Annotated in this window: 10 protein-coding genes; 6 read left to right on the top strand and 4 right to left on the bottom strand. The window is 73.9% G+C overall.

The window, feature by feature from the left end:
• The first annotated feature begins 61 nt into the window (after nucleotides 1-61).
• The gene (locus tag ACQPZX_RS13175; protein WP_433379264.1) at nucleotides 62-535 is read left to right on the top strand and encodes a hypothetical protein; all 474 of its coding nucleotides are present in this window, start codon (nucleotides 62-64) and stop codon (nucleotides 533-535) included.
• Nucleotides 536-542: 7 nt separating this feature from the next.
• Here ACQPZX_RS13175 and ACQPZX_RS13170 read toward each other — a convergent pair whose 3' ends face one another.
• On the bottom strand, nucleotides 543-3,449 hold the full coding sequence (locus ACQPZX_RS13170) for a BTAD domain-containing putative transcriptional regulator (protein WP_433379262.1): 2,907 nt from the start codon (nucleotides 3,447-3,449) through the stop codon (nucleotides 543-545).
• A gap of 177 nt (nucleotides 3,450-3,626) precedes the next feature.
• Nucleotides 3,627-5,174, bottom strand: coding sequence for an MFS transporter (locus ACQPZX_RS13165; protein ID WP_433379259.1), 1,548 nt, complete (start codon nucleotides 5,172-5,174; stop codon nucleotides 3,627-3,629).
• A gap of 134 nt (nucleotides 5,175-5,308) precedes the next feature.
• On the opposite strand from ACQPZX_RS13165, the gene ACQPZX_RS13160 reads away from it, so the two are divergent.
• Nucleotides 5,309-6,652, top strand: a complete 1,344-nt coding sequence (locus ACQPZX_RS13160; protein ID WP_433379256.1) for an MFS transporter — start codon at nucleotides 5,309-5,311, stop codon at nucleotides 6,650-6,652.
• Here ACQPZX_RS13160 and ACQPZX_RS13155 read toward each other — a convergent pair.
• The gene (locus ACQPZX_RS13155) at nucleotides 6,631-7,560 is read right to left on the bottom strand and encodes a glycosyltransferase family 2 protein (RefSeq protein ID WP_433379253.1); all 930 of its coding nucleotides are present in this window, start codon (nucleotides 7,558-7,560) and stop codon (nucleotides 6,631-6,633) included. The genes ACQPZX_RS13160 and ACQPZX_RS13155 overlap by 22 nt on opposite strands.
• A gap of 206 nt (nucleotides 7,561-7,766) precedes the next feature.
• Here ACQPZX_RS13155 and ACQPZX_RS13150 point away from each other — a divergent pair, with 206 nt between their 5' ends.
• Nucleotides 7,767-10,517 carry a helix-turn-helix transcriptional regulator gene (locus ACQPZX_RS13150; protein WP_433379250.1) on the top strand — a complete coding sequence of 917 codons (2,751 nt, stop codon included), beginning with the start codon at nucleotides 7,767-7,769 and terminating at the stop codon, nucleotides 10,515-10,517.
• 4 nt (nucleotides 10,518-10,521) lie between these two features.
• On the opposite strand, the gene ACQPZX_RS13145 is transcribed toward ACQPZX_RS13150, so the two are convergent.
• Nucleotides 10,522-10,845, bottom strand: coding sequence for a hypothetical protein (locus ACQPZX_RS13145; RefSeq protein WP_433379247.1), 324 nt, complete (start codon nucleotides 10,843-10,845; stop codon nucleotides 10,522-10,524).
• A 152-nt stretch (nucleotides 10,846-10,997) separates the two neighbouring features.
• Between ACQPZX_RS13145 and ACQPZX_RS13140 the strand changes: the two genes are divergently transcribed.
• From ACQPZX_RS13140 to ACQPZX_RS13130, 3 genes are read left to right on the top strand one after another with little or no spacing between them, the layout of a single operon-like run.
• Complete coding sequence (locus ACQPZX_RS13140; protein ID WP_433379244.1) at nucleotides 10,998-13,787, top strand: choice-of-anchor Q domain-containing protein; 2,790 nt, start codon at nucleotides 10,998-11,000, stop codon at nucleotides 13,785-13,787.
• 24 nt (nucleotides 13,788-13,811) lie between these two features.
• Entirely contained in the window at nucleotides 13,812-16,208 is a 2,397-nt protein-coding gene (locus ACQPZX_RS13135) for a S8 family serine peptidase (protein WP_433379241.1), read from the top strand.
• Between the two features lie 5 nt (nucleotides 16,209-16,213).
• Entirely contained in the window at nucleotides 16,214-19,543 is a 3,330-nt protein-coding gene (locus tag ACQPZX_RS13130; protein WP_433379238.1) for a DUF6603 domain-containing protein, read from the top strand.
• Nucleotide 19,544 lies beyond the last annotated feature (1 nt).

The following is a 19,544-nucleotide window of genomic DNA, read 5'->3' as shown; positions in this document are numbered from 1 at the left end:
GGCAAGGGATCGTATCGTCATGCTGCGAGGCAGTCTGACGAGGGCCGATACGGAGGTCGATGTGCGATTCGGTGTCACAGGTCATCGGATCCTCCCGCCGCGCGTCGTCGACTGCGCGGTCCGGCATTGGAGCCGGGTGCTGCCGGACGGCTCGCATCCGCACGGTGTGTCGAATCTCGCCGACGGGGCCGACCAGTTGTTCGCCGCGCACGTCCTGGCGGCCGGCGGCACGCTCGAAGTGGTGCTGCCGTGCGAGGGCTACGCCGGCTCGCTGATCGCTGACGACAGCCGGAGCCGGTTCGAGGACCTGCGGCGCGCGGCGGCGACGGTGACCACGATGCCCTACCCGGAGCCCAGCGATCAGGCGTTCCTCGCCGCCGGCCAGGCTCTGGTGGATCGTTGCGACCATCTCTTCGCCGTGTGGGACGGCCACCCGTCACGGGGCCTCGGCGGAACGGCGGACGTCGTCACCTACGCGAGGGACCGCGGGCTGCCGGTGACGGTGCTGTGGGTCGCGGGCGTCGTCCGGGTCTGACGTCCCGTCATCCCGGCGCCGCCAGGTCGGCGAAGAGCTGCTTGGCGAGATCCTGGTGCTCCGGGTCGCCGATGCCGTCGTGGGCGCGCGCCTGCTCGTACCGGTCGCCGATCTCCCGGGCCAGGATCAGCGCCTGCTCGTGCTGGGCACGCGCCTCGGCCGTGTCGCCGGCGGCCCGCAGGACCTCACCGAGGTCGTTGAGCGCCTCGGCCTCGCTGGCGCGGTCGCCGATCCGCCGGTGCAGCACCACCACGCGACGCAGGTGACCAGCGGCCTCGGTGAGCCGGCCGCTCAGGGCCCGCACCGCGGCGAGATCGGTGAGCACGTACGCCTCCGCCGTCCGGTCGCCGGCCTGCTTGGCCGCGGCGAGACTCCGCTCCAGGTGGGTGGCGGCCCGGTCGAGATCGGACGGCCGGCGCGAGATCCGGGCGAGATGGGAGAGCACGTACGCCTCGCTGAACCGGTCGCCGAGCCGGGAGTAGAGCTCGAGGGCCGACCGGAGACGTTCCGCGGCCGGGGTCTCGTCGCCGAGCCGGGCCTCCACCAGGGCGAGCTGGACCGACGCGTCGGCCTGCCCGGCCTCGTCGCCCAGCTGCCGGTAGCGCGACCAGGCCCGCCGGTAGTGGTCGGCGGCCCGCCGGTAGTCGCCCAGCCGCCAATGGACGCTGCCCAGGTTGCGCAGCGCCACCGCTTCGGCGGCCCGCTCGCCGAGATCGGCGTACAGCGTCAGAGCGCGCTGGTAGGTGGCGACCGCCTCGTCGAGCCGGCCCTGCCGCCGGTGCAGCCGGCCCAGATCGGAGAGCGCCCGCGCCTGCGCCTCCCGATCGCCGAGGGCCAGCGCCGCCGACACGGCCGAGGCGGTGACGGCGACCGCCTCGGCGGCCGGCCCGCCGGCGTCGAGGTAGCGGAACAGCGTTCCGGCGAGCGTGATCGCGAACCGGTGCCAGCCGTGGGCGGCGGCGTAGGTGCAGGCGGCGGCCAGGTTGGGCCGTTCCGCCTCGAGCCAGTTGCGGGCCGCCTCCGGATCGCCGGCGGCCGCGCCCTCCTCCGGGTACAACGCGGTTGTCGCCGCTACCGCGCCGGCCAGGTAGTGATCGAAGAGGCGGGTCAGGGCGGCCCGCCGGTCCGCCTCGGGGTCGTGCCCGACGGCGAGCTCCGCGGCGTACGCCCGCAGCAGATCGTGCATGGCGTACCGCCCGCCCCGGCCGACGTGCACCAGGCTGGCCCGGACCAGCACGCCGAGCAGCCGCCGGGCCTCGCCGGCGTCGATGCCGGCGAGCGCCGCCACCGCCTCGACGTGTGCGGACTCGCCCGGGTGCAGCCCGAGCAGCCGGAACACCCGGGCCGCGTCGGCCGGCAGGTTCTGGTACGACCACGAGAACACGGCCCGGACCTCGGCGCGCGGATCGCCGGCGTCGAGCAGATCCAGCCGTACGCGATGGTCGCCCAGCTCCCCGACCAGCTCGGCCAGCGAGACATCAGCGCGCGCCGCCGCCAGCTCGGCGGCGATCCGCAGGGCCAGCGGCAGCCGGGCGCAGGCCCGGGCCAGGTCCTCGGCGACGGACGGCTCGCTGTCCACCCGGCCGCCGATCAGGCGGCGCAGCAGCACCACCGCGTCCGGCAGGGGCAGCAGGTCCAGGTTGATCCGCTCGGCGCCGTGGATCGCCACCATGCCGGGCAGCGCGTCGCGGCTGGTGATCAGCACCAGGCACGACCCGGTGCCGGGCAGCAGCGGCCGCACCTGCTCCACCGAGGACGCGTTGTCGAGCAGCACGAGCATCTTGCGGCCGGTCAGCTCGGACCGGTACCGCCCGGCCCGCTCCTCGACGCCGGGCGGGATCTCCGTTCCGCGCACGCCGAGCGCGGTCAGCAAGCCCGCCAGCGCGTCGCCGACCGCCACCGGCTGCTCGGCGTCGTAGCCGCGCAGGTTCACGTACAGCTGGCCGTCGGGGAAGGCGTCGCGGACGCGGTGCGCCCACCGCACGGCGAGGGCGGACTTGCCCACCCCGGCCGTGCCCGAGAGCAGCATGACGGTCAGTGGCGGCTCGTCGCCCTCGGGCGGCGCCAGCGACTTGTCCAGGACGGCGAGCTCCTCGGTGCGCCCGGTGAAGGCGCGCACGTCGGCGGGCAGTTGCGCGGGCACCGCGGCGGGCTTCATCGCCGGCGCCGACGTCGCGATCAAGGTGGGGTCGGCGGCGAGGATGCGCTCGTGCAGCCGGCGCAGCCCGGCGCCGGGATCGCTGCCGAGCTCGTCGGCGAGGCAGCGGCGGATCCGCCGGTACTGCTCGTCGGCGTCGGCCTGGCGGCCGGACCGGTAGAGGGCGAGCATCACCTGCGCGGCCAGCCGCTCGTCGAGCGGATGCCCGGCCACCGCGGCGGACAGCGACGGCAGCAGCTCGCCGTGCCGGCCCAGCCGGAGCAGCACGTCGTTGTGGTCCAGCTCGGCGGCGAACCGCTCACCCAGCAGCGCCTGCCGCATACCGTCCAGCCATGGGTTGTCCAGCCCGGCGAAGGGCTCGCCCCGCCACAGGCCGAGGGCCTGCGTGATCAGCTCGGCGGCGTTCCGGTCCGACTCCGCGCCCCGGGACTGCGTGACGAGCCGGCGGAACTGGTGCAGATCCACCGTCTGCGGATCGACGGTCAGGGCGTACCCGCCGGGCCGGCGCTCGATCCCGATGCCGGCATCGGCGACGGCCGTGCGCAGCCGCGAAAGGTAGCTGTAGAGCGCCCCGGCGGCCCGTTGCGGCGCCTCCGCGCCCCAGACCCGGTCGATCAGCTGGTCGACGGTGACCGGCCGCCCGGCCTCGACGAGCAGCACGGCGAGGACGCTGCGCTGGCGGGCATGCCCGAGGGCGACGGGCCGGCCGGCGATCTGCGCCTCCACCGCGCCGAGCACCCCGAACTGCGCCGTCAACTGACCTCCGGACAGGGGATTCAAGATTTCCACAAGGAGCGCGCCAAGTCTTGCATGCTTCGTACAAGGTCCGGCAACGACTATTGATCCCGTTGCAGGGAAGGCAGGTCGCCCCTCGCCCGGCTGCGCACAGCGCACGGGGAAGTCGGGAAGGGGCGGGCGACCTGCCCTGCACCATCAGCCCAGGACGACGCCGTCCGTGTTCGACGGCTGGGGGTCGGGCAGGCGTCGCATGCGGATGGAGTTCAGCAGTCCCAGCAACGCCGCCAGCAGCGGGACGAGCAGCGCGATCTGCAGGGACACCGGCCGGGCCTCGGTGTTGATCCGGAGGATCTCGGCCTCCACCTCCGGGGTCTGACCGTCCAGCAGCTCGTCGAGGTGGGTGTTGGTCATCACCTCGGCGTTCTCCTCCAGCGACTGAGCCACCTGCGTCTGCTGGGCCGGCGAGAGGACGGTGCTCGCCTCGGCCTTGTTGGTGAACGACAAGGACAGCGTGGCCAGCATGATCGCGCCGGCGAACGCCAGCCCGAAGGACAGGCCGAACGAGCCGCCCGCCGAGTTCACCGCGGCGGCCTCGCTCACCCGCTCCTCGGAGATCGGTGACAGCGTGTAGTCGTTGAGCTGCGACACCAGCATGCCCAGCCCGGAGCCGGCGATCGCCAGGGGAATCAGCAGCCCCCAGCCGAAGTCGGCCCGCGGCACGATCGGGATCAGCAGCGCCACCCCGATCGTGACGAGCAGGAAGCCCGTGCCGACGATGCTCGCCGGGCGCCGCCGTCCGGCCCTCTTGCCGGCCAGCAGCGCCACGGCGAACATGCTCAGCGACAGCGGGGCGAGCGAGAGGCCGGCCAGCATCGCGCTGTATTCGAGGACCATCTGCAGGTAGATCGGCAGCGCGATCATCAGGCCGCCCAGTGCGATCTGCTGCAGCAGCTGCTGGGAGATGCCCACCCGGAACATCGCCGACTTGAACAGGCCGGGGTCCAGCAGGTGCGGCTTGCCGGCGCGCGTGCGCCGCACCAGCCAGTACGCCAAACCGGCCATGGCCGCCACGCCCAGCAGGATGAGCGCGAGAACCGACTCGCCGCCCTCCTGCCACACCAGGATGCCGAGCACGATGCCGCCCATGCCGATGACCGAGAGGACCGAGCCGACGAAGTCGATCTCGCGCGGTCCGGTGTACTCCACGTTGCGCACGAGCCCGATGCCGGACAGCACGCAGACGATGATCACGACCTCGAGCCCGAACCCCACCCGCCACGACAGGTAGGTGGTGATGAAGCCGCCGAGCAGCGGCCCGACCGCGGCCGCGATCGCCGCCGCCGCGCCGACCAGGGCGTAGACCCGCCGTTGCGCCGGTCCCTGGAAGTTGCCGTGGATGAGCGACTGCATGGACGGCAGCAGCAGCGACGCGCCGATCCCGCCGACCAGGGCCCAGAAGATGATGACCACGGTGAGGCTCTGGGCCAGCGTCATCGCCAGCGCGCCGATCGCGTAGCCGAGCAGGCCGAGCACGTACGCGCGCTTGCGCCCGATGAGGTCGCCGACCTTGCCGCCGATCAGGATGAAGGCGGCGGACACCAGCGCCTCCAGGGCGATCGCGGACTGCACGCCGCTGGTGGTCGTGTCGAGATCGCGGACCACGGCCGCGATCGAGACGTTCATCAGCGACGTGTCCACGACGAGTACGAACATCGCCATCGCCAGCAGGATGGCCAACCTCATGCGCCGGCCGGATAAGCCGCTGTCCTCGGTCATCCCCTCAGCATCGGCACGACCGGGCGGAAGGGCCTCATCCCGGGAAGGTGAGACTTGTGTCCCCTGGCGAAACACCGTTTCCCAACGGTAGGGTGCCGGGCATGATCGAAGCCCAGACCCGCGAGGTGGCGGCCTATCCGGGGCGGCGGCCGATCGCGGTCCGGCGCGGGGCCGGGGCGCCGTTCGGGTGGTGGCCGGCGATCTGCGTGGCGCTCGTCGCCGCCATCGACCGGGTGGAATACAACCTGCTGGCCGGGGCGCTGCCGACGATCCAGGAGGAGTTCGGCTTCAGCGACAGCGCGGGCGGCGCGATCGCCACCGCCGGCGCCCTCGCCGCGATCGTGCTGCTGTTGCCGGCCGGCAAGCTCGCCGACACCGGCAAGCGCACCTGGACCATCGCCGCGGTCGTCGCGGTCTGGGCGCTGCTCACCGTCGGCACCGGCCTGGCCGGGTCGTACGCGACGCTCTTCGCGGTGCGGGTGCTGCTCGGCGCGGCCGGTCAGCTCTACAACCCGCCGTCGTCGAGCCTGCTCGGCGACCTCTATCCGGGGCCGGGGCGGGCCCGCGCGTACGGCTACGAGCGGATGGCCTATTTCGCGGGGCTGCCGATCGGCGTCATCGCCGGAGGCGCGCTCGCCCAGACCGTCGGCTGGCGCACCGGGTTCTTCCTGATCGCCGTCCCCGGCATCGTGATCGCGCTGCTCGTGCTGACCGTCCGCGAACCGGTGCGCGGCGTCGGCGACAGCCTCTCCCGCTGGTACGACGACGCGGCCGCCGCCGAGGTGGAAGCGCCCGAGCCGGCCGCCCCGATGCGGGCGCAGCTGGCCACCCTGCTGCGGATCCGCACCCTGCGCTCGGTGATCACCGGCCTGAGCATCCTGTTCTTCGGCCTCGGCGGCCTGTTCTTCTGGATGCCGTCGTTCTACGCCCGCGAGTTCGGCCTGCCCGAGGCCTCGGCGGCGGCCATCGGCGGCGGCGCCGGCCTGGTCGGCATCGTCGCCGGGATCCTGGCCGGCAGCTGGCTCGGCGACCGCCACCACCGGCGGCGGGTGGCGATCGGCGGCTGGTCGCTGCTGTTCGGCACCGTCTTCCTGGCCGGGGCGGTCGGCGTGCCGGCCCTCGGGCCGCAGGCGATCTGCTTCACCCTCGCCAACGTGGGCTTCTCGGCGGCCATCGCCAACCTGACCGCGGCCAACGCCGACGTGGTCGCCGCACACCGGCGCGGCCTCGGCTTCGCGGTGCTGCAGCTGCTGGTCACCCTCGGTGGCGCCCTCGGACCGTGGCTGATCGGCCTGGCCTCGGACGCCACCGGGTCGCTGCGCTGGGCGTACACGGTGGTCCTGCTGCCTTTGGTGATCGGCAGTTTGATCGTCTTCCGGGGTCAGCGGACCTACGGCGAGGACGCCGACGCCGCCGTCGGGATCTACGAAGCGCGCGGCATCTGAGTCTCGGCGGTCAGCAGGGCGTCCACGGTCCCGTACCACTTGCCGCCGGGGACAGCGAGCACCGGCACGACCTTGTCGGACTCCACGGCACGAACGAGCGCTTCCGTACGGCGCATGGCCCCGCGGCGGCGGTACTCGCTGAGGATCGTGCGCAGCACCCGGGCGCCGTCGCGGAAGGTATTGAGGTTGCTCATGCCGTGGATGCGCAGGTGCTCGATGCTGGAGACCTCGCGCACCCGCATGCCGCTGGCCGCGACCCGGATGTTGATCAGCGTCTCGATCTCGAAGCCGTCGCCCCACAGCTTGCGCCCGTCGGCGGGGGCCGGCAGCTCGGTCGAGGGAAGATCCATCACGGGTACGGCGCGGCGCCAGAACGCGTTGTAGCCGTAGCAGAGGTCGGTGAACTTGGTGCCGAAGAGCCGGTTGACGAACATGTTGAGGCCCATGTTGCCGGCCCGGCGCAGCGGGGTGATGTCGTGGCTGTGGCCGCCCTCGCCGAACCGGGAGCCCTTGGCGAACTCGGCGCCGTTGATCAACGCCTCGACGAACCGGTTGATCTCGGCCGGGTCGGTGGAGCCGTCCGCGTCGATCATGACGATGGCGTCGCCGGTGCAGGCGGCAAAGCCACTGGCAAGAGCATTTCCCTTTCCCGTACGGGTCTGCCGCACCACCACGACGTCGGGGCGCAGTTGCCGGGCGACCGCCACGGTGTTGTCGACCGAACCGCCGTCGACCAGGACGACCTCGTGCAGCCCGGCCGGCAGCGCGCCGAACACGTGCGGCAGGTTCAGCTCCTCGTTCATCGCCGGGATGACGACGCTCACCAGCGGCGCGCGGCGCGGGCCACCGGGCTCGCTGCGGCGGCGGTCGGGCGTCGAGCGGACGGTCATGCGGCGGTCCTGCGTCATAGGGCGTCCTTCTTCCGCTGGTGCCGACGCTGGCTGCGTCTTCTCCAAAACTAACAAGTCATGGTAATTACGGACATATCCGGAAAGAGGAGTACGGCCTGTCCGTCCGGCCGGGCGTTGGGTCGGATCGGCGATTGACACGATGTCCGGGCCGCGTGGGAATGAGGGATATGGCTGTGCCGGCTGTGGCTGGTGCCGTATCCCTGGTGGGCCGGGACGCCCCGCGTGGCCGCGTCGCGGCGCTGCTCGACGGCCTGCGCCAGGGCCGGGGCGGCGCCCTGGTGATCGCCGGGGAGCCGGGCATCGGCAAGACCGCGCTGCTGGAGTGCGCGATGGCGGAGGCGCGCGCCTGCACCGTGCTGCGCGCCGTCGGGCTGGAGTCGGAGTCCGAGCTGCCGTTCGTGGCGCTCGGCGACGCCCTGCGCCCGCTGCTGCCCCTGATCGGCAAGCTGCCCCCGCCGCAGGCGACCGCGCTGCGCACGGCGCTGGCGCTGGAGGCCGCCGCACAGCCGGCCGCCCGCTACGCCGTCTGCATGGCCACGCTCACCCTGCTCACCGTGGCCGCCGAGAACCTGCCGGTGCTGGTGGTGGCCGACGACGCGCACTGGCTCGACCCGGCATCGGCCGCGGTGCTCTCCTTCACCGCCCGCCGGCTGGCGAACGACCCGGTCGGCATGCTCCTCACCGTCCGCGACGGCGCGGCCGCCGAGCTGGACATCCGCGGCCTCGAGCGCCTCGCGCTGACCGGCCTCGACGCGGCCGACAGCGGCCGGCTGGCCGAGCAGTTCCGCGGCGCCCCGATCGCGCCGCAGGTCGCCGGCCGCATGTGGGAGGCCACCCGGGGCAACCCGCTGGCGTTGCGGGAGGTGGCGGCTCACCTGGACGAGCAGCAGCTCGCCGGCGTCCGGCCGCTGCCCGACGCGCTGCCGCTCGGCGCCGACCTGACCCGGGCCTTCACCGACCAGCTCGGCCCGCTGCCCGAGGACACCCGGACCGCGCTGCTCGTCCTCGCCCTGGCGGCCGCCCCGGAGGTGCCGGTGCTGCTGGCCGCCCTGGAGACGCTCGGCCTGCCGCCCGGTGTCCTCGATCCGGCCGACGCCGCCGGGCTGATCGTCACCGACGGCGACCGGGTGCGGTTCTGCCACCCGCTGGTGCGCTCGGCGGTCGAGAGCGCCGCCGGCGGCTGGGCGCGCCGGCGCGCCTACCAGGCCCTGATCGCCTCCTCGGCGGACGACACCCGGCTGCGCTACCGGGCCATCGCGGCCACGGCGCCGGACGACGACCTGGCCGACGAGCTCGAGCAGGCCGCGCGGCGCATGCGCGACCGGTCCGGGCTGGCCGCCGCGGCCCGGGTCACCTACCGGGCGGCGCAGCTCGCCACCGACCCGGAGCGCCGCGCCCGCCGCCTGCTGCAGGCGGGCGCCGACGCGCTCGGCGGCGGCCGGCTGGACGAGGCGACCTCCTGGCTCGATCACGCGCGCATGCTGACCGCGGATCCCCGCACCGCCGCCGACGTCGACCTGATGCGCGGCCGGGCGCTCATCACCCGTGGCACGCCCGCCATCGCCTTGCAGGTCCTGACCACGGCGGCGGACGCCGCCGCGGCCACCGACCCCGGGCGGGCCGCCCGGCTGCTCTGCGAGGCGGCGCTGCCCATCTTCACCGAGGGCCGGGTCCGGGCGGCCGAGGAGTCCTGCCGCCGGGCGGTCCGGCTCGCCGAGGCCGCCGGCGACCCGGAGGTGCTGGCCCGGTCGGGCGCCGTGCTGGCGCAGGCACTGGTCCTCGGCGGGCAGCCGGCCGCCGCGCGAACGGCCCTGGACGCGGCGGCAAGCGCGCTCGACCCGGTCGCGGACGCGCTCGTGCTCAGCCTGATCGGGGCCTGCTACCACTGGTCGGAGGAGCAGAATCAGGCGCGCCGGCTGCTCGACCGGGTGATCGACGCGGCGCGCCGGGCCGGGCAGCTGGCCACCCTGGGTCACGCGCTCAACTACCGCAGCGAGGTGGACCGCCGCACCGGCGACTGGGTGCAGGCGTACGCCCGGGCCGAGGAGGCGCTGCGTCTGGCCGAGGAGACCCGGCTGCCGCTGACGATCGGCTTCTCCCTGGTCCTGCTGGCCCGCCTGGACGCCGTACGCGGTCGGGCCGGCCTGGTCGCGGCCCGCTTGGACCGCGCCGCGCGGATGTCCGGCCCGCTCGGCACCGGCGGCCTCGCGATGTGGGAGGGCGGGGTACGCGGCCTGCTGCACCTGACCGCCGGGGCGCCGGAGCGGGCGGTGCCGGACCTGGAGGAGGTCCGCGACTTCGCCGGCGCGAACGGCATCGGCAACCCGAACGCGATCCTCTGGCAGCCCGACCTGGTTGAGGCGTACTGGCGATGCGGCCGCGTGGACGAGGCCGAGCGCTGCCTCGCCGACCTCGACCGCCGAGCCGCCGCGACCGGCCTCCCCACGCCGCGCGCGGTGGCCGAGCGCTGCCACGGGATGTTGTCGGAGGACCCCGAGGAGGCCGACGCCCATTTCGCCGCCGCGGACGAGCTGCATCGCCTCGTGGGCGACCCGTTCGAGCGGGCCCGCAGCGCGCAGTGTCACGCCGAGGCGCTGCGCCGCCACCGCCGTCCCGCGAAGGCGCGCGCGACGCTCCGGGAGGCGTTGGCCGTCTTCCGCCGCCTGGGCGCCGACCCCTACGCCCGCCGGGCAGCGGCCGAACTGGCGGCCGCCGGGGAGCGCCCGCCCGGCCCGGCCCGCGACCCCAGCCCGGTCGGGCGGCTGACCCCGCAGGAGTTGCAGGTCGCCACGGCCGTGGCCCGCGGCCTGAGCAACCCCGAGGTGGCCGCCGCCATCTTCCTGTCCCGCAAGACGGTCGAGGCCCATCTGTCCAGCGTGTACCGCAAGCTCGGCCTGTCCTCGCGAACCCAGCTGGTCCGCTACCTCACCGAGGCCGGCGTCGCCCCACCCTGACCCATCACTCCACCAGGGGTGCTGGGTCGGGGAGGCCGTCGGCGACGCCCGGCTCGGCGTAGGCGTCCACCACGAGTTGCCGCAGCGCGACGGCGAAGCGGGGGTCGGCCTCGGCCACCCGCCGGATCTGCGCGGCGAGCGCGGCGGCGAGGTCGGGCCGGGGGCGTTCGCCGGCCGCGGCGAGGAGCGCGGCGGCCTTCCGATCCCCGCCGAGACGCGCCTGAACCACCGCCTGCAACCGCCGCCGGCCGGACCACGACCGTGGCGCCGCGCCGCCCGTGGTCAGCAGCACGGCCGTCACTCGCGCGATGAACCTCAAGTCCGGCACGGCGGTCCTCCATGGCGAGCACGGCCGGGATCCATATTCGGTAGCGCACGCGGGGGTGGCGGCGCATCCGGGAACTCCCGCATTCCGATCCGCGCCATGCCATGGGGACTTGCCGGAGGGACATGGCGCCGGCCGGCGGAGACGCTGAACGGATGACCGGACGCACCTCGACGCGGCACGGTGCCCGCTTGCGCGCCGGGGCCGCCACCGTGGCCGTGCTGCTCACCGCCGCATATGCCGGCTGGCCAGCGGCAGCATCCGCAGCGGTGCCGCTCACTCTCGTGGTGGATCGGACGGTCGACGAGCCCGACACGAGCCCGGGCGATGGCGTGTGCCAGGCGGTCAACGGTGGCTGCACGCTGCGGGCCGCGGTCGAGGAGGCGAACGCCAACCCGGGGCACGACCGGATCGCCTTTCCGCCGCTGTCTCCGGCGCACAAGGGTGAGAGGCTGCGGCTGACCCGGGCCGGCGCGGGCGAGGACCAGGGGTTCCTCGGCGACCTGGACGTCACCGACGACGTGACCATCGCCGGGAACGGCGCCCGGTGGACCATGGTGGACGGCCGCGGGCTGGCTGGCGGGGATCGGGTCTTCGATGTCGATCCGGCCGGCGCCGGCATCGTCGCCGAGTTGTCCGGGCTCACCGTGACCGGCGGGGCCGTGACGGGCGCCGGCGGTGCCGTCCGCACCCTCGGCGTGCTCCGGCTGGACGCCAGCACCCTGACCGGCAACACGGCCACCGGCAACGGTGGCGGCCTGGCCGTCGAGTCGCCGACGGCGCGTGCCGAGCTCACCACGGTCACGATCAAGGGCAACGAGACCCAGCGCAGCGGCGGTGGCGTCGCCAACCGCGGCACGTTGCTGACCAACCGGTCGACCGTGGCCGGAAACCGCGCGGCCGGCGACTCCGGCGGCGTCTTCACCGGCGGCGTCGCCCGCTTCTCCGCCACGACGATCAGTGGCAACCACGCCTCCGGCAACGCCGGCGGCCTGCCGGCCGGCGGCCTGCTGACCAGCGGCAACAGCGTCCTGGAGAACGTCACGATCAGCGGCAACACCGGCGACCCGGGCGGCCTGCTCGTCGGCGGTCCGACCTCGCTGGTCAACGTCACCATCGCCGGCAACACCGGCGGCCTCATCAACCTCGCCGCCGCCGGCGGGACCGTGCGCGCCGTCAACACCATCGTCGCCGACAGCGCGTTCGTGCCGGGGGTGAACTGCTACGGGCCGGTGGTGTCCCTTGGCCACAACCTGGAGGACAGCGCGAGCTGCGGCTTCACCGCCGCCGGCGACCTGCAGCACGCCAATCCGGGCCTTGCGTCGCTGGCCTACTCGATCGGGCCGACGCGCACGCACGCCCTGGCCGTGACCAGCCCCGCCGTCGACGCCGGGGATCCGGCCCGCTGCCCGGCAACCGATCAGCGCGGCGTGCCGCGACCGCAGGGCGCCCGCTGCGACATCGGCGCCTTCGAGCGGCAGACCGACTCGTACGTGGTCAACAGTCCCGTCGACGCCGTGGACGCCCAGCCGGGGAACGGGATCTGCGAGACCGCCGTACCCACCCAGTGCACGCTCCGGGCCGCGGTCATGGAGGCCAACGCGCGCCCCGGCCCGGACCAGATCCGTGTCGGGCCGGCCCGGATCCCGCTGATCATCACGGGTGCCGGCGAGGACGCGGCCGCCACCGGCGATTTGGACGTGACCGACGACCTGACCGTCATCGGCGGCGGGCACGCCGCGACCGTGATCGGCGGGGTCGGCCGGCGGCTGGGCGACCGGGTCTGGCACGCCCTCGGTCACACCCGGCCCGGCGTCAGCGTGATGCTCGAGGGCCTGACGATCGAGAACGGCAATCCCCCGACCACCGAGGACGGCGGAAACGTGCTGGTCGGCGACTACCTCGAGCCGGCGCCGCCGCGGATGGTCATGCACGACGTCGAGATGCGCAATGGTTTGCTCGGCTCGCTCTCGCACGGCGGCAACATCGCGAACAACGGTGACCTGGAAGCGTCGGGATCGATCGTCCGGGGCGGGCGGGCCAGCGCCGGCGGCGGAGTGTCCGGTAACCGCGCGTCCACCACCGCCCTGACGGATGTCGCCGTCACCGGCAATACGGCCACCGACGTGGGCGGCGGCGGCATCTACGTCGAGTTCGACGCGTACGCCGACCTGCTCCGTACGCGAATCGCCGGTAATGCCGCCACGGACCCCACCGCGGTCGGCGGCGGCATCTGGAGCGGCGGCACGCTGCATGTCACCGAGTCGGCGCTCACCGGAAACACCGCCCCGCGCTGGGGCGGCGGGCTGTTCACCGATCTGGGCACCACGACCACGGTCACGGCGAGCACGTTGGAGACGAACACCACCGGGGCCGGCGGCGGCGCCTTCAACCTGGGCGCCATGCGGGTCACCGGCAGCACGTTCGCCGGCAACCTGGCCCTGGTGTCCGGCGGCGGCATCAACACGGGCACGGGCTCGCTGATCGTCCTGACCAGCACTTTCAGCGGAAATGACGGCACCACGTCGGGCGGTGGCATCCGGAACACGAGCGGCACCACGACAGTGACGGCCACGACCCTGCACGGGAACACGGCCGCCACGGGAAGCAGCATCGTGAACGGCGCCGGCGCCGCCCTCACCATCGGCGGCACCGTGCTCGACGGCGCCGGCGCCAACTGCAGCGGCGTGCTGACCTCGGCCGGCCACAACCTCGACCGCGGCGTCACCTGCGGTCTCGCCGGGACGGGCGACCTCAGCGGCCAGGACCCGCTGCTGGGCCCGCTCGCGGCCAACGGCGGGCCGACCGCCACCCATGAGCTGCTCGCGGGCAGCCCGGCGATCGACGCCGGGCCCGCCGCCCCCGCCTGCGCCGGCCTCGACCAGCGCGGAACGCCGAGGCCGCAGGGCGCGGCCTGCGACATCGGCGCCGTCGAGATGCCCTAGTTCCCTTCCCGGTCAGGAGACGACATGAGCAGCCTCGACCCCGCCTTCGAAGAACTGCTCGACCGGATGAGCCGCCGGCAGGCCCGGTTCGCCGATGAGCCGGAGCCCCGGGTCGACGTGCACGTGCTGTTCACCGGCTCGATCGACGCGCTGGTCGCGGTGGGTTTCACCCCGATGGTGGTGTCGCCCCACCCGCGGCGCGAGGCGACTGTCGCCGCGGGCACGGTCCCGGCGGGGCGGCTGCGCGAGCTCGCCGATCTGGATCAGGTGGAGTTCGTCGAGGCCCCGGCCCGGCACGAACCGCTGCTGGAGGAGAGCGTGCCCGACATCCGCGCCGATGTCGTGCAGCGCCCGCCGCTCTCGCTCACCGGCCGGGACGTGATCGTCGCCGTCGTGGACGGCGGATTCGACCTGACCCACCCGACCTTCCGGAAGCAGGACAACAGCAGCCGGGTACTGGCCTATTGGGATCAGGACGAGTTCGTGACCGCGCCGGCGACGGGTGCGCCGCCGCAGCCCTTCAACTTCGGCTGGGCATGGGACAACGGCCAGATCACCGCGGCGCTGCAAGCCAACCCGCTGCCGTCCTGGCTCCGGCCACATTTCCCGCCGCGCGACGCGGGCGAGAGCGACGACCACTACCGGCGGCGGCAGCAGAAGGTCGTGAGCGGGACGCGGCACGGGACGCACGTGGCCGGCATCGCCGCCGGCAACGGCCGGGGACGCACCGGATGCGTCGGCAACCACTTCGTCGGCGTGGCGCCGGAGGCGGACCTCATCCTGATCCGCTGCCGGCGAACCGACGACCCGAACCCGCTGCCGCAGTCCGTGCTGACCTACGCGCTCAACTTCATCTGGCGCATCGCCGACGATCTCGATCGGCCGGTCGTTGTGAACTACAGCCGCGGTTCCAACGCCGGGCCGCACGACGGCAACACCGTCGAGGAGGTGCTGGTCGAGGCGGCCTTGCTGCCGTTCGCGGGCAACCGGGCGCGGGCGCTCGTGGTAGCCGCCGGCAACGAAGGGGACGCCGACCACCACGCACGGGCGACCGTCGCGCCGGGTGGGGCGGCCAACGCCGAGGATGTGGAGTTCACCATGCCCGACGCGTGGCCGGATTCGGTGGGCTTCGAGATCTGGTATCCGGGCACTGGCGACCTCGAAGTCGCCTTCGTCGTCCCGGGCCTGCTGGAGACGCTGGTCAGTCCCTTCGCCACGCCGGACGGCCCGGAAGTTTCCTGGACCTTCCCGGCCGGGGCGGCGAAGCCGAACAAGGTGACCATCCGATCGTTCCGCAACAACGTCCGTAACCACGACAACTGGGTCTGGATCGACCTCACGCTCGCCCGTACGGAGGGCCTCCCGTCCGCCCGCCCGGCCCGTTTCGCGATCCGCCTGGCCAACACCGAGCCGGTTTCGACCAGCGCCGACATCTGGGCGCTGACCTTCGACAAGACGCTGATGTTCACCTCGCATCAAACCGCGGCGACGACCGTGACCACGCCGGCCACCGCGAACCGGGCCATCGCCGTCGGCTCCTACAACAAGCCGCTGATCTTCGGCCTCTTCGGTGGCGGCATCGCCGACTACTCCAGTCGCGGGCCGGTCCGCGGGCCCAACCCGGACCACATCGAGAAGCCGGACCTCACCGCACCCGGCACCAAGATCTACTCGGCGCGGGCGGACATCGGACCGGAAGCGGCCGAGCAGGTCAAGGAGAGCTACGGCGAGATCTGCGACTGCTGCACCGACGAGTACATGACGAACACCGGCACCAGCATGGCCGCTCCGCATGTCGCCGGCGTCATCGCGCTGATGATGCAGCGCGAACCGACGCTGCAATCCGACGCCTTTCAGCCGCGGCTCCGGTCCACCGCCCGCCGGCCGGACGGCAATCCCGGGCCCTCCACCTACGATCCGGTGTGGGGATACGGCAAGGTGGACGCGGCCAACGCGGTCTCGCCGAACCTCCCGGCGCCGCCGCCGGTCCCGGCGCCCCTCGCCGGATCGGGTGCCGGCCCGCGGCCCGGGCCGGGCACGCCGATGGCCTTCGTCGACCGGCTGGCCGGCCTTCCCGAGACGGCCACGCTCACCGCCCTGATCAGCCTGCATTTCGCCGAGGCACGCGCGCTGATCGACGGCCGCCCGCGGGTGGCCGTCACCTGGCACCGGCTCGAGGGCCCCCGGCTGCTGCGCGGGTTACGCACGCTCGCCGACGTCCCACCCGGTCCGTGGCGCCAGGATCTCGCCATGGATCTCGCGCCGGTCCGCGGCCGGGTGCGGGCCTTCCTCGACGCGCTCGCCCGCAACGGCAGCGCTGCGTTGCGGCGCGACATCGCGGCGCACGGCGACGCCCTGCTCGCGTTGCTCGCCCCCGAACCGCTCACCCGGGTCGCCCGGGCCGCCGGGCTCATCGGCTGACCGCCATGGCCGGGACCCTGGAACTGATCGCCCGCGAGCTCGGCGCGGCGCTGTCCCTGCTGCGGGAGCGGGTCGACGAGGGCGGCGCCGCCGGGCTGCTGGCCGATCTGGGCCTGCGCCCGCCGCCGGTGGTGACCGACGCCGACGACGTGGTCGGGGCGCTCGCCGACGCGGCGGGCCTCGCCGACGACCTCGCGCCCGACCTGGCCGACCTGATCGAGGCGATCGCCGGCGACGACAGCGACGCGGCCCTGGCGGCGGCGACCGGGCTGCTGGACACCGTGCGGCAGATCATCGCGGCGATCGTCACCTTCGCCGAGGCGGTGGAGCGACTGTGCGCGGACGCGGATCTGACCGACGCGCAAATGGCCGAGGTCGTCGCGGTCCTGGCGCAGCTGCCGGCACGGCTGCTGGAGTTCCTCATCGTCGATCGGTTGCGGACCGCGGTGCCCCGAACGGCGGCGCTGATCGAGCTCCTCGGCCTGATCGAGCGGGTGGCCGAGCCCGGTGACCCGGCGGATCCGCTGCGCCCGGCCTACGAACGGCGGCGGCTGCGCCTGGACCGGTTGCCGGTGCTGCTGACCCGGCCCGAGGAGTACGCGCGGGACGCGCTCGGCTGGAGCCCCGACGGCGTCGACGAGGTGCGCTTCCTCGACCGGATCCGGCTCTTCCTGGACGAGGGCTTCGGCTGGCCGGTGCTGCTCCTGAACGCGCCCGGCACGCCGGCCGTGCTGGAGGCCGGGCTGTTCGAGATGCACCTGACCGACCCGGCCACCGACCCGAAGCTCGACGTCAGCCTCCGGTTCCGCGGCGCCGCGCAGGTGAGCCGCAGCCTGCCGCTGAACGCGACGTGGGCGGTCGTCACCGACGCGGCCGGCCAGTTCCAAGTGGGACTGTCCGCGCAGGTCACGCCGCCGTTCCAGGTCCAGTTGCGGCCGCCGCAGGGCAGCCTGTCGGTCTCCTTCGGGGTCGGCCTGAGCGGCGCCCGGCTGGACCCGGCGATCGTGCTGCTCGGCCAGGCCGGCGGCACCCGGCTGGAGGCGCGGGCCATCGCCCTGCGGTTCACCGGCACCGCCACCGGCGGCAGCGGCAGCACCCCGGAGTTCGCGCCAGGTGTGGCCGCGGAGGTCACCGGTGGACGGCTGGTCGTCGCGCTCGGCGGGGCCGACAGCTTCCTCGGCGCATTCCTGCCCGGCACCCTGGAGGGCGCCGCCGACCTGGCGGCGGACTGGAACCCGCGCGACGGCCTCACGGTGCGCGCCGGCGCCGCGCTGGAGATCAGCATCCCGCTCACCGTCCAGCTCGGCCCGGTCAGCCTGGACCGCCTCGACATCGGACTCGGCATCGACCAGACCGGCCTGAGCGTGGGCGCGCGGATCTCGGCGGGCATCGCCCTCGGCCCGTTCGCGGCCGCCGTCGACGGTGTCGGCGCCGCCGTCGTGATCACCCTCGGCCAGGGCAACCTCGGCCCGGTGAACCTCGGCGTCCGCTTCCTGCCACCGCGCGGGATCGGCATGCGGGTCGAGGCCGGCCCGGTCACCGGCGGCGGCTTCATCGAGTTCGACGAGCCGGCCGGGCGCTACTCCGGCGTCCTCCAGCTCAAGATCAGCACGTTCGGGATCACCGCGATCGGGATCCTCGACACCAAGCTGCCGGCCGGCCTGCCCGGCTTCGCGCTGCTGATCCTGCTGCGGGCCGAGTTCCCCGCCATCCAGCTCGGCTTCGGCATCGCGCTCAACGGCGTGGGCGGCCTGCTCGGGCTCAACCGCCGGGTCGACGTGGACGCGCTGCGGCAGTCGTTCGCCTCCGGCACCGTCGGCCGGGTCCTCGCGCCGGAGGACCCGGTCCGCAACGCCCCGCTGCTGCTGCGGGAGCTGGGCACGGTGTTCCCCGTGGCGCCCGGTGTGACCGTCGTCGGGCCGACCGTCCAGCTCTCCTGGGCGGCCCTGGTCCGGCTCGACCTGGGCATCATCATCGAGCTGCCCGGCCCGAGCCGGATCGTGCTGCTCGGCTCGGCCCGGGCGGCGATCGAGAACCCGTCCGGCGAGGGACCGTACCTGCAGATCCGGCTGGACATCCTGGGCGTGCTGGACTTCGCCAAGAAGGTGCTCGAGTTCGACGCCGTGCTGATGGACAGCCAGCTGCTGGAGGTCTTCGAGCTCACCGGCGGCGCGGCCTTCCGGCTCTGCTGGGGCGACCAGCCGTCGCTGGTGCTGTCGATCGGCGGGTTCCACCCGGCGTACGACCCGGCGCCGCTCGCCTTCCCGGCCAGCCTCACCCGGGTCGCGATGAGCCGCGGCCAGCCGACCGACGAGCTGTACCTGCGCTTCGAGGCCTACTTCGCGCTCACCACGAACACCGTGCAGTTCGGGGCGGCGGTGCAGGTCGTGGTGAACGCCGGCCCGATCACCGCGGAGGGGTTCCTCGGCTTCGACGCGCTGATCCGGTTCCAGCCCTTCTGGTTCGAGTTCGCGTTCCAGGCGAGCGTGCAGGTCAAGTTCCACGGCACCACGCTGGCCGGCGTACGGGTCACCGGTGTGTTGTCCGGTCCCGGGCCGGTCACCTTCACCGGCGAGCTCTGCTTCGAGATCCTGTTCCTGGAGATCTGCTGGAACGCGACCTTCGCCCTAGGCAGCAGCACCCCGCCCGAGGCGCACCCGATCACCAGCGTGCTGCCCGAGCTCGGCGCCGAGCTGCGACTGCCGTCGAACCTGGTCACCAGCGGCGGCGACGACCCGTACGTGGGGCTCGCCCCGGCGGCCGAGGGAACTCCGCCGGTGCTCGTGCCGATCGGCCGGCTCACCTGGGAGCAGCGGCGCGCGCCGCTGGGCCTGCTGCTGGAGCGGTTCGAGGGCGCGCCGGTGGAACGGCACGAGACGATCACCGTCGCCAGCCCGCGGCCGGCCACCGCGACGCGGGACTGGTATGCGCCGGGCAGCTTCACCGAGCTGTCCGAGAGCGAGGCGCTCAACCGGCGTGGCGTCGAGGAGCTGCCCAGCGGCCTCGCCTGGGGCGCCGGGGACGAGACGGCGTCCCGGCCGGTGGCGCACGCCGTCGAGTACGAGCAGTACCGGACGGCCGGGCCGCCGAGCAAGGTCACCGGGACCGCGATGCCGCCGTGGATGTCGTCCGCGGTGGACGAGCGCGGCGGCGTGGCGACCCCGGCCGCCATCGAACCGGCGATCACGGCCCACCCGGAGGCGTGGACGGTCACCGCCGCCGACGGCACGACGACCGGCTCCGGTCTGCCCGAGGCCCAGGCCCATCAGCTCGCGCGAGCCAACGACGCGGTGGCGACCGCAGCCGGAGACCGCGTCTCGACCTTCGACTTCTAGG

The sequence above is a fragment of the Actinoplanes sp. CA-142083 genome (assembly GCF_050942195.1).
Taxonomy (GTDB): Bacteria; Actinomycetota; Actinomycetes; order Mycobacteriales; family Micromonosporaceae; genus Actinoplanes.
The sequence above is the reverse complement of the archived record's forward strand: the minus strand, read 5'-3'. Positions and strand labels throughout refer to the sequence as shown.

Coding starts and splice junctions, on each gene's coding strand:
- ACQPZX_RS13165 (WP_433379259.1), bottom strand. CDS start 5,174: ATGAGGTTGGCCATCCTGCTGGCGATGGCGATGTTCGTACTCGTCGTG.
- ACQPZX_RS13160 (WP_433379256.1), top strand. CDS start 5,309: ATGATCGAAGCCCAGACCCGCGAGGTGGCGGCCTATCCGGGGCGGCGG.
- ACQPZX_RS13155 (WP_433379253.1), bottom strand. CDS start 7,560: ATGACGCAGGACCGCCGCATGACCGTCCGCTCGACGCCCGACCGCCGC.
- ACQPZX_RS13140 (WP_433379244.1), top strand. CDS start 10,998: ATGACCGGACGCACCTCGACGCGGCACGGTGCCCGCTTGCGCGCCGGG.
- ACQPZX_RS13135 (WP_433379241.1), top strand. CDS start 13,812: ATGAGCAGCCTCGACCCCGCCTTCGAAGAACTGCTCGACCGGATGAGC.
- ACQPZX_RS13130 (WP_433379238.1), top strand. CDS start 16,214: ATGGCCGGGACCCTGGAACTGATCGCCCGCGAGCTCGGCGCGGCGCTG.